At 72.6% G+C, this 10499-nt stretch carries 8 protein-coding genes and 1 pseudogene; 5 read left to right on the forward strand and 4 right to left on the reverse strand.

The window, feature by feature from the left end:
* Positions 1-42 precede the first annotated feature (42 nt).
* The 4 genes from EFE23_RS21190 to EFE23_RS21205 are packed head-to-tail and all read right to left on the reverse strand — an operon-like array spanning position 43 to position 5601.
* A complete protein-coding gene (locus EFE23_RS21190) occupies positions 43-1533 on the reverse strand; it encodes a mannitol dehydrogenase family protein (RefSeq protein ID WP_199737165.1) in 1491 nt (496 codons plus the stop codon).
* Complete coding sequence (locus EFE23_RS21195; protein ID WP_123242691.1) at positions 1524-2825, reverse strand: enolase C-terminal domain-like protein; 1302 nt, start codon at positions 2823-2825, stop codon at positions 1524-1526. The genes EFE23_RS21190 and EFE23_RS21195 overlap by 10 nt, the downstream gene beginning before the upstream one ends.
* Positions 2822-4255: a glucuronate isomerase gene (uxaC, locus tag EFE23_RS21200; RefSeq protein WP_123242692.1), complete on the reverse strand. Its 1434-nt coding sequence runs from the start codon at positions 4253-4255 to the stop codon at positions 2822-2824. Before uxaC ends, EFE23_RS21195 begins: the two co-directional genes overlap by 4 nt.
* Before the next feature lie 17 nt (positions 4256-4272).
* A complete protein-coding gene (locus tag EFE23_RS21205) occupies positions 4273-5601 on the reverse strand; it encodes a Gfo/Idh/MocA family protein (protein ID WP_123242699.1) in 1329 nt (442 codons plus the stop codon).
* 240 nt (positions 5602-5841) lie between these two features.
* Here EFE23_RS21205 and EFE23_RS21210 point away from each other — a divergent pair, with 240 nt between their 5' ends.
* The 5 genes and pseudogenes from EFE23_RS21210 to EFE23_RS21230 all read left to right on the forward strand — a co-directional run.
* Positions 5842-6888, forward strand: coding sequence for a LacI family DNA-binding transcriptional regulator (locus EFE23_RS21210; RefSeq protein ID WP_123242693.1), 1047 nt, complete (start codon positions 5842-5844; stop codon positions 6886-6888).
* Between the two features lie 97 nt (positions 6889-6985).
* Positions 6986-8338, forward strand: coding sequence for an ABC transporter substrate-binding protein (locus EFE23_RS21215; RefSeq protein WP_123242694.1), 1353 nt, complete (start codon positions 6986-6988; stop codon positions 8336-8338).
* 77 nt (positions 8339-8415) lie between these two features.
* Positions 8416-9393 (forward strand): carbohydrate ABC transporter permease, encoded by a 978-nt coding sequence (locus tag EFE23_RS21220; protein ID WP_199737166.1) that lies wholly within the window; start codon positions 8416-8418, stop codon positions 9391-9393.
* Positions 9393-10265 (forward strand): carbohydrate ABC transporter permease, encoded by an 873-nt coding sequence (locus EFE23_RS21225; protein ID WP_123242695.1) that lies wholly within the window; start codon positions 9393-9395, stop codon positions 10263-10265. The genes EFE23_RS21220 and EFE23_RS21225 overlap by 1 nt, the downstream gene beginning before the upstream one ends.
* A pseudogene (locus EFE23_RS21230) lies at positions 10262-10499 on the forward strand (hypothetical protein); the annotation flags it as partial. The gene EFE23_RS21225 and the pseudogene EFE23_RS21230, both read left to right, overlap by 4 nt.

A 10499-nucleotide genomic window follows, 5' to 3' on the forward strand; every position in this document is an offset into this window, starting at 1 on the left:
CGCCGGTTGGCACGCGGCCGGGTGTGCCGGTCCCCGGGCCGGTCACAGCGCACCGGCCAGGGTGGCGCGGACGCCGTGCCGCTCCAGGGCGGTCAGCCAGCCGGTCACGTCGGCGCGGACCTCGTCGTCGGCGGCCAGCTCGGCGGGAAAGACCTCGCGGAGCGCGAAGATCGCGTCGACCACCCCGGCCGGGGTGTCCCGGCCGGCGGCGAGCGCCCCGCGCAGGCGGTCGGCCAGCGGGTCGTCCAGCGGCAGCGGGCGGCCGTCGTCGGCGTACCCGAGGAGGAAACGCAGCCAGGCGGCCACCACGAGGGCGCCCCAGCGGGCGGACCGGCCGCCGGCGCGCAGGTCGGCGATGGTGTGCAGCACCCGCTGCGGCAGCTTCTGCGAGCCGTCCATGGCGATCTGCAGGGTGCGGTGCCGGATCGCCGGGTTGCCGAACCGGGTGAGCACCTCCTCCCCGTACGCCGGCACGGACACCCCGGGCGGCGGGGTGAAGCTGGGCGCGACGTCCTCGGCGACCAGCCGGCGCAGCACGGTGGTCAGCTGCGGGAGGGCGAGGGTCTCCGCCACGGTCTCCGCGCCCGCGAGCGCGCCCAGGTAGGCGGTGGCCGAGTGCACGCCGTTGAGGGTGCGCAGCTTCAACCGCTCCCACGGGCCGGCGTCGTCGGTGAGGATCGCCCCGGCCCGTTCCCAGGCCGGCCGGCCGGCGGGGAACTCGTCCTCGATCACCCACTGCGAGTACGGCTCGGCGGCCACCGCCGCCCGGTCGGTCACGCCGAGCGCCCGCCGGGCGGTGTCCAGCGTCTCGGCGGTGCTGGCCGGCACGATCCGGTCGACCATGGTGCCGGGGAAGGTGACGTTGTCGTGGACCCAGCCGGCGACCGCGTCGGGCACCCGCGCCAGGGCGAGGGACTGGGTGACCAGGCCCCGCAGCCGGCGCCCGTTGGCGGGCAGGTTGTCGCAGCTGACCAGGGCGATCGGGCCGGCTTCGGCGGCGGCCCGGGCGAGCAGGCCGCGGACCAGCAGCCCCGGCACGGTCCGCGGCGGCCGGTCCGTGGTGAGGTCGGCGGTCACCTCCGGGTCGGCGTTCAGCGCGCCGGTGACCGGGTCGAGCTGGTACGCCTTCTCGGTGACGGTCAGCGTCACCACCCGGATCGCCGGGTCGGCGAGCAGGCCGACGACGGCGGCCGGGTCGCTGGCCGCGTGCCGTACCCCGGCCAGCGCGCCGACCACCCGGGTGGTGGCCCCCTCGGCGGCGAGCGTGGTGACGCTGAACAGGGCGTCCTGCGCGGCGAGGGCGTCGACCACGTCGGTGCTGCGCGGCGCGACCCCGATGATGCCCCAGTCGCCGCCGGCCGCGCCGATCGCCGCCTCGGTGTGCACGGCCTGGTGGGCGCGGTGGAACGCGCCGAGCCCGAGGTGGACGATGCCGGCCGGCACGGTGCCGGGGCGCAGCAGCGGCCGGCACTCCACCGGCAGCCGGCGCAGGGTGGCCAGGCCGAGTCGGTCGGTACCCACGCTCAGCGCCATGCCGGGCCGTCCGGGAAGCGGAAGTGGGCGATCGACTCCGGTCGCATGGTGGCGCTGTAGCCGGGGGCGGTGGGCAGCAGGTAGCGCCCCTGCCGGGTGCGGACCGGGTCGACGAAGTGCTCGTGCAGGTGGTCGACGTACTCGACCATCCGCCCGTCCAGGCCGGTGCCGACCCGCAGGTGGTCGAAGATCGCCAGGTGCTGGACGTACTCGCAGAGCCCGACCCCGCCGGCGTGCGGGCAGACCGGCACCCCGAACTTCGCCGCCATCAGCAGTTCGGCGAGGACCTCGTTGACCCCGCCGACCCGGCAGGCGTCGATCTGCATGACGCCGATCGCCTCGGCCTGCAGGAGCTGCTTGAAGATCACCCGGTTGGCCGCGACCTCGCCGGTCGCCACCCGGCAGCGGCCCTCGGAGAGTTCGGCGACCGCCCGGGCGATCCGGGCGTGACCCAGTACGTCGTCGGCGTGCGTCGGCTCCTCGATCCAGTACGGGTCGACCTCGATCAGCGCGCTCATCGCGGTGATCGCCTCGTCGACGTCCCAGACCTGGTTGGCGTCCATCATCAGCAGCGCGTCCGGGCCGATCTCCGCGCGGATGATCCGGGCCCGCCGCAGGTCGTCGTCGAGAGGGCCGCCGACCTTCATCTTCACCGCCCGCCAGCCCTCGGCGTACGCGGCCCGGGTCAGCGCCCGCACCTTGTCGTCGGGGTAGCCGAGCCAGCCGACCGAGGTGGTGTACGAGGGGAAGCCGTCCCGGTCCAGGGCGGCCAGCCGCTCGGCGAGGCCGTCGCGTCCCTTGTCGAGGATCGCCGCCGCGTCGTCGGGGGTGAGCGCGTCGGTGATGTGGTGGAAGTCGACGCTGGCCACCAGATCCTCGGTGGGCGCCTCGGCGAGGAACCGCCACATCGGCTTGCCGGCGAGCTTGGCGCGCAGGTCCCAGACCGCGTTGACCAGCGCCCCGGTGGCCATGTGGATCACCCCCTTCTCGGGGCCGAGCCAGCGCAGCTGCACGTCGGCGGTGAGCGACCGCCAGAACGCCACCGGCTCGGCGGCGATCTCGGCGACCGCGCGCCCCCGGACATGGTGCGCCAGGGCTCGCACCGCCGCGCAGGTGATCTCGTTGCCCCGGCCGTTGGTGAAGGTGAACCCGGCGCCGGTCGGCCCGCCGTCGGTGGTCAGCTCCACGTACGTCGCCGAGTAGTCGCCCCGGTTGATGGCGTCCGAGCCGTCGCCGGTGGCGGCGGTCGGGAACCGCACGTCGTGCACCTCGACGTCGACGATCCTGGTCATGAGAGGTTCCCCTCGAACTTGAAGACCTGCCTGGGCAGCCGGTACGCCAGGTCCACGATGGTCTCCGCGGCCTCGTCCTCGGGCAGCCGGTGTTCGGCGACGAGGCGGGCCAGGAAGCCGGCGTCGACCCGGCGGGCCACATCGTGGCGGACCGGGATGGAGCAGAACGCCCGGGTGTCGTCGACGAACCCGGCGGTGTTGTAGAAGCCGGCGGTCTCGGTGACCGCCTCCCGGAACCGGCGCAGCACCTCCGGCGAGTCCAGGAACCACCACGGCGCGCCGAGGCGCAGCGCCGCGTACCCGCCGGCGAGCGGGGCCAGCTCGCGGGTGAAGGTGTCCTCGTCCAGGGTGTAGAGCACCACGGTCAGCCGCGGGTCGTTGCCGTGCGCGGCCAGCAGCGGGGCGAGGCCGTGCACGTACTCGGTCACCTGCGGCACGTCCCCGCCGACGTCCCGCCCGTGCCGGGCGTACAGCCAGCGGTTGTGGTTGCGCACCGCGCCCGGGTGCAGCTGCATCACCAGGCCGTCGTCGAGCGACATCCGGGCGAACTCCAGCAGCATGTGGGCCCGGAACGCCTCGGCGTCGGCGGCGTCGGCGCGGCCGCGCCGCCCCTTGTCGTACAGGGCCGCCGCCTCGGCCGGGTCGAGATCGAGGGTACGCGCGGTCGGGTGCCCGTGGTCGGAGGAGGTGGCGCCCGCCGCGATGAACGCCGCCCGGCGCTGCCGCAGGGCGGCCAGGTAGCCGGCGTACGTGCCGGTGTCCTCGCCGGAGACCTCGGCGAGCCGGTCCACGTTGGCCGACCAGTTGTCGAACTCCATGTCCACCACGTCGTCCGGGCGGAACGTGGTGACCACCCGCCCGCCCGGCCCGCCCCAGCCGTCGGCGGCGAGCTTGGCGTGCTGGCCCAGGTCGTCCAGGGGCGACTCGGTGGTGGCGAGCACCTCGATGCCGAAGCGGGTGAACAGCGCCCGGGGCCGGAACTCCGGTTCGGCGAGACGGGCGGCCAGCTCGTCGTAGACCGCGTCGGCGGTGGCCGGGGAGAGCGGGGTGGTCACTCCGAACACGTCGCGGAAGGTCTGTTCCAGCCAGAGCCGGGACGGGGTGCCCCGGAACAGGTGCCAGTGCGCGGCGAAACGCCGCCAGATGGTCCGCCCGTCGGTCTCGACCGGGCTGCCGTCGACGGTCGGCACGCCGAGGTCCGCCGGGGGCACGCCCTGGCTGAGCAGCATCCGGGTCAGGTAGTGGTCGGGCACGACGAGCAGCCGGGCCGGGTCCGGGAACGGGCGGTCCTCGGCCAGCAGGGCGGGGTCCACGTGCCCGTGCGGGGAGATGATCGGTTGCTCGGCCGCCAGGGCGTACAGCTCACGCGCCAGGGCGCGCTGGCCGGGTTCGGCGGGCAGGAGCAGGTCGCTGGGGGAGATGGTCGGCACGGGGGCGGGCTCCTCGGTCAGGGCAGGGTGAGCAGGTCGGCGACGCGGACGGGCGCGCCGGTGTCCAGCGAGCGGTTGGCGGCCAGGCCGGTGAGCAGGGCGAGCGCCCCGTCGTACGCGGTCGCGGCCCGGCCGAGCGGGTCGGGCTCGTCGCCGAGCAGCACGCGGGTCATCCGGGTGTCCGCGCCGCCGTGGCCCTGCCGGGTCCAGCCGTCCAGGGGGATCTCCACCGGGGGCGCCCAGAACGGCCGCAGGGTGAGGCGTGCCTGCCCGTGTTCCGCGGCGGCCTCGTCGCCGTGCAGCGCCGCGCCCTTGAGCTCCCCGGCGCCGGCGGGGCTGACGTGGTCGCTCTCGGTGACCTCCAGTTCGAGCCGACCCCGGCTGCCGTTGACCATGACCCGGTAGCCCTCCCAGGGGGCGTACGCGGTGAGGTGGTAGGTCATCGTCGCGCCGGTGGAGTAGCGCGCCAGCACGGCCAGGTCGTCCTCGATGGTCACGCCGGGGGCGAAGACGTTGCGGTCGCGCTGGTAGCCGTCCTCGGCCTCCGCGTCGAGGTAGAGCTCGCGCAACCGGGGGTGGTCGGCCAGCCGCAGGGCGAACGGGTCACCGTCGGCGGCGGGGGAGCCGTGCGCCCGGTCGTAGTCACGCGCGTACCCGTGCCGGCGTCCGGACTCGCCGTAGAAGAACAGCCGGCCGGCCGCGTACACCTCGACCGGGCGGGCGTCGAGCCACCAGTTGACCAGGTCGAAGTGGTGGCTGGCCTTGTGCACCAGCAGCCCGCCGGAGACGGCCTTGTCCCGGTGCCAGCGGCGGAAGTAGTCGGCGCCGTGCCGGACGTCCAGCAGCCACTCGAAGTGCACCGAGCCGATCTCGCCGACCGCGCCGTCGGCGAGCAGCCGCCGGACCTGCTCGTGCAGCGGGTTGTAGCGGTAGTTGAAGGCGACGGTGACCCGCCGGCCGGTCTCCGCGACCGCGTCGAGGATGCGCCGGCAGCGCGGGGCGTCGACGGTCATCGGCTTCTCGGTGATCACGTCGCAGCCGGCGCGCAGGGCCGCCGTCACGTACTCGTCGTGGGTGACGTCGACGCTGGTCACCAGCACCACGTCGACCCGCTCCTTGGCGAGCATGGCGGTGAAGTCGGCGGCCCGGTACGTGGGCACGGGCGGGTGACCGAGCGCGGCCAGCCAGCGGTTGTGCGCGTCCATCCGGGCCTGGTTGACGTCGGCGAGGGCGACCAGTTCGGCGGTGTCGGCGTGGTCGAGCGCGAGCGCGCGGACGAACATCTCGGCCCGCGCCCCGGCGCCGACCAGGGCGTGGCGGACCCGTTCCCGGGCCGGTGATGACATGGCCTCGGCCTCCCCGATGTGCTGCAAAGGTTTGCAGCCGAAGAAACCATGAGGAGGAAGAGCGCGTCAACGTCCGATGCCAAACCCGTTACGTTCGTCCGCATTAATGGCGATCCGGCCGGTCGCTGGGAGCGGTACCGCAATTCATCCGTAACAATGAGCCGTTGACACTGGAGCAACCGTTTGCATTAATTGGCGGCACCCACGTGACCACCACCACAACGGACGAGGGAGCCCGCCGTGCCAGCCACCATCCGGGACGTCGCCCGGGCCTCGGGCGTGCACATCTCCACCGTCTCCCGCACGTTCTCGGCCCCGCACCTGGTCAATCCGGAGACCCGGGTCCGGGTGCTGGCCTGCGCGGAGGACCTCGGCTACCGGCCCAACCGGGCCGCCCGGGCCCTGATCACCGGACGTACGCACAACATCGGCCTGATCGTGGCCGACATCGCCAACCCGTTCTTCCCGCCGCTGATCAAGGCGGCCGAGGGGCAGGCCCGGCACCGTGACTACCACGTCTTCGTGGCCGACACCAACGAGGACCCGGCCGCCGAGGAGGAGCTGGTCCACGCGCTCGCCAAGCAGGTGGACGGGGTGCTGCTGTGCAGCCCCCGGATGAGCAACAGCCTGATCGAGCAGGTCAGCCGCGAGGTCCCGGTGGTGGTGATAAACCGCCAGGTCGCCGGCCTGCCGTGCGTGATGATGGACGTCGGGCAGGGCGCCCGGGCCGCGATCGAGCACCTGCTCGGCCTCGGTCACCGGCGGATCGCGCTGCTCGGCGGCCCGCGCGGCTCGTGGACCAACCGGGAGATGCGCCGGGTCGCCGCGGCGGCGGTCCGGGCCGGCGGCGCCGAGCTGACCCTCCTCGGGCCCAACCAGCCCACCGAGACCGGCGGCGGCGCCCTCGCCGAGCAGGTACGCCGCAGCGGCGTCACCGCCGTGCTCGCCTACAACGACCTGATGGCGATCGGCCTGATCGAAGGGCTCGACTCGCTGGGGCTCCGGGTGCCGCAGGACGTCAGCGTCATCGGCGTCGACGACATCGCGCTGAGCCGCCTCACCCGCCCCAAGTTGACGACGGTGGCCACGCCGACCGCGGCCGCCGGCCGGACGGCCGTCGACATGCTGCTGCAACACGACTCCGACGCGCCCCGCGGCGCCCGGGGCCGGGGCGCGGTGGCCGGCGACCGTCGCACCACCGCACAGGTAATGCTCCAGACCGAACTGGTCGTCCGCGACTCGACCGGGCCCGTTCCGCCGCCCGGTCGGGACGTCGCCGGGGCCTGACGAGGTGGCCCGGGCCCGCATCGCCGTGCGGACCCGGGCGGCCCGCGGACGGCCGCCGGTGACGTCGTCGCTTCCCACAGCCGAGGAGTGAGCGCAGATGCACCCCGCAACGTCCCCCACCGCCGGCGTACCCGCCGGGCGGAATCACCGTACCCCCCTGTCCCGACGTCGATTCGTGCGCGGCCTGGCCGTCGTCGCGCTGGCCGCGCCCCTCGCCCTGGGCGCGGCCGGCTGCGGCGACGACAAGGGCAGCGGCGACCCCGACGCGCCGGTCACCATCCAGTTCTTCTGGTGGGGCGGCGAGGCCCGGGCCAAGGCGACCGAGGAGGCGCTCAAGCTCTACACGAGCAAGCACCCCAACGTCACGATCACGCCCACCTGGCAGGCCTTCGACGGGTACTACGACAAGCTGGCGACGATCTCGGCCGGCGGCAACGCCCCCGACATCTTCCAGATCGACGACAACGGCCTGGGTGAGTACGCCGGCCGCAAGGTGACGCTGGACCTGACCGACCTGGTCAAGGCCGGCAAGATCGACCTGAGCAAGCACCACCCCGAGCTGACCAAGTACGGCCAGGTCGACGGCAAGCAGATCGCGGTCGCCTCGGGTGAGAACACCCCGGCGATGATCTACGACAAGACCCGGCTCGCCGCGCTGGGCGTCGACGCGCCGCAGGAGGGGTGGAGCTACCAGCAGTTCGTCGACTGGGCCGCGCAGGTGACCCGCAAGGGCGGCGGCAAGTACTGGGGCACCATGGACCCGAGCTCCGACTACAAGGCGCTGTGGCTGTGGCTGCGGACCCAGGGCAAGGAGTTCTACAACGGCAAGCAGTTGGGCTTCACCGAGGCCGACCTGGTGTCCTGGTTCAAGCTCTGGCAGGACGCCCGGACCAAGGGCGCGACCCCGCCGGCGGACATCGTGCACGAGGCGGTCACCGGAAGCGTCGCCACGCAGCTCGTGGTGACCGGGAAGGCGGCGATCTCCTTCATGTGGTCCAACCAGCTCTCCGAGCTGCAGAAGGCCACCAAGAACGACCTCGCCATGCTGCCGTACCCGGGCGACGTGAAGGGCCAGTGGCCGCGGGCCTCGCTCTACTGGGCCGCGTCGCGTACCACCAAGCACCGTGAGGTCGTCGCCGACGTCATCAACTTCCTGGTCAACGACCCGGAGGCCGCCAAGATCCTGGGCACCGACCGCGGCCTGCCGGCCAACCTCGACGTGCGCAAGACGCTGGAGGCGGGCATCACCGATCCCTCGATGAAGGCGACCTTCGACTTCGAGAACGGGTTGGCCCCGAAGTTCGGCGCCGCCCCGCCGGTGCCGCCGAAGGGACACAGCGGCCTGCGCAACAAGTTGCGGGACATCGCCGAGAGCGTCACCTACGGCAAGGCGACGCCCGAGGCCGCCGCCAAGCAGTTCTTCGCCGAGGCGTCCGCCGCACTGGCCTGATCCCGGTGCGGGGCCGGCGTACCGGCGTCGGCCCCGCACCCCGGGCGGCAACCCGGTCTTTGAGAGGAGCACCGATCGTGGCCTTGTCCACGGCCCGTCAGCCGGCCACCGGCGCGAGGGCGAAGCCGGGCAGGTCCGGCAAGCCGCGCGAGTCCCGGCTCCGCCGCCAGGAAGGGCTGGCGGGGTACGTATTCCTGTCGCCGTGGCTGCTCGGCCTGATGGCGATCACCGCGTTCCCCATGCTGTTCTCGCTCTACCTGAGCTTCACCAACTACGATGTGCTGGCGAGTTGGGACCAGGTCGAGTGGGTCGGCCTGGACAACTACCGGCGGATGTTCACCGAGGACCCCTCGTACTGGCACGCCGTCCAGGTGACCCTGACGTACGCGCTGATCGCGGTGCCGCTCAAGCTGGCCGCCGCGCTCGGGGTGGCGTTGCTGCTCAACCGGGAGCGCCGCGGCGTCGGCCTGTTCCGCAGCCTGTTCTACCTGCCGTCGCTGCTCGGCGGCAGCGTGGCGCTGGCCCTGGTCTGGCGGGCGATGTTCAGCGGCGACGGCGCGTTCAACGACCTGCTCGCCTTCTTCGGCATCCACGGCGAGCCGTGGGTGAACGATCCGGCGTGGGCGCTGGAGACCCTGATGGTCCTGGCGATCTGGCAGTTCGGCGCACCGATGGTGATCTTCCTGGCCGGCCTGAAGCAGGTCCCGACCGAGCTGTACGAGGCCGCCGCGGTGGACGGCGCCGGGAAGTTCCGCCAGTTCTGGAACGTCACCCTGCCGATGCTCTCCCCGGTGATCTTCTTCAACCTGGTCCTGGAAACGATCAACGGCTTCCAGGGCTTCACCTCGGCGTTCGTGATCAGCAACGGTACGGGTGGCCCGGTGTACTCCACCCTGCTCTACACCCTGCACATCTACAACGAAGGCTTCACCGAGTTCCGGATGGGGTACGCCTCGGCGCTCTCCTGGGTCTTCCTCATCGCGATCGGCCTGATCACCGTGGTCTTCTTCACCACCGGCCGGTTCTGGGTGCACTACTCGGACGGAGACGACTGATGACAGTCCAGGCAGGCACCGTCACCGGAGGCGGCTCGTCCGGAGCGCTCCGCGCCGTCGGGCGCGTCGTCGTCCTGGTCGCGATCCTCGGGTTCGTCCTGTATCCCCTGCTGTGGATGCTCGGCTCCTCGTTGAAGTCGCCGACCGAGGTGGCCAGCAACCTCTCGGTCATCCCGACCGAGCCGACGTGGGCCAACTACCCCGACGGCTGGAGCTACATCAAGGGCATCAGCTTCGGCCGGTTCTTCACCAACAGCCTGGTCATCGCGCTCGCCACCGTCGTCGCGAACGGCGTGTCCTGCCTGGTCACCGCGTACGCGTTCGCCCGGTTGCACTTCCGCGGCCGGAGGGTGTGGTTCGCGGTCATGATCGCCACGCTGTTGCTGCCCAGCCACGTACTGATCATCCCGCAGTACGTGCTGTTCAACTACTTCGGCTGGATCGACACGCCGCTGCCGCTGATCGTGCCGAAGCTGCTGGCCACCGAGGCGTTCTTCGTGTTCCTGATGGTGCAGTTCATGCGGGGCATCCCGCGCGAGCTGGACCAGGCCGCGAAGATCGACGGCTGCTCGCCGTACGGGGTGTTCCGGTACGTGATCCTGCCGCTGAGCCGGCCGGCGCTCGTCACCACGGCGATCTTCTCGTTCATCTGGACCTGGAACGACTTCTTCACCCAGCTCGTCTACCTGCCCAGCCCGTCGAGCTACACGGTGCCGATCGGCCTGCGGCTGTTCATCGACTCCAGCGGGCAGACGTCGCTCGGGCCGATGTTCGCCATGTCGGTGCTGTCCCTGGCGCCGGTGTTCCTGTTCTTCCTCGCCTTCCAGCGCATGCTCGTCGAGGGCATCAACACCAGCGGGCTGAAGGGATGACCGCCCGGCCGCCCCGCCGGGACTGGCGGGACACCCTCCGCGAGGCCACCGACCTGGCGCTGCTCGGCCTGGCCCTGACCCTGGCCGCGCTGCCGCTGCTCACTCTCGCCCCGGCCGTCGCCACCGCCAGCGCCGCGCTGCACGAGCGCAACGTCACCGGCGGTTGGCCGTCCCCACGGACCAGCCTGGCCCGGTTCGGCCGGGCGCTGCCCGCCGGGCTGGCGGTCAGCGCCG

Origin of the sequence: Micromonospora solifontis, from assembly GCF_003725545.1 — a bacterium.
Classification (GTDB): domain Bacteria; phylum Actinomycetota; class Actinomycetes; order Mycobacteriales; family Micromonosporaceae; genus Micromonospora; species Micromonospora solifontis.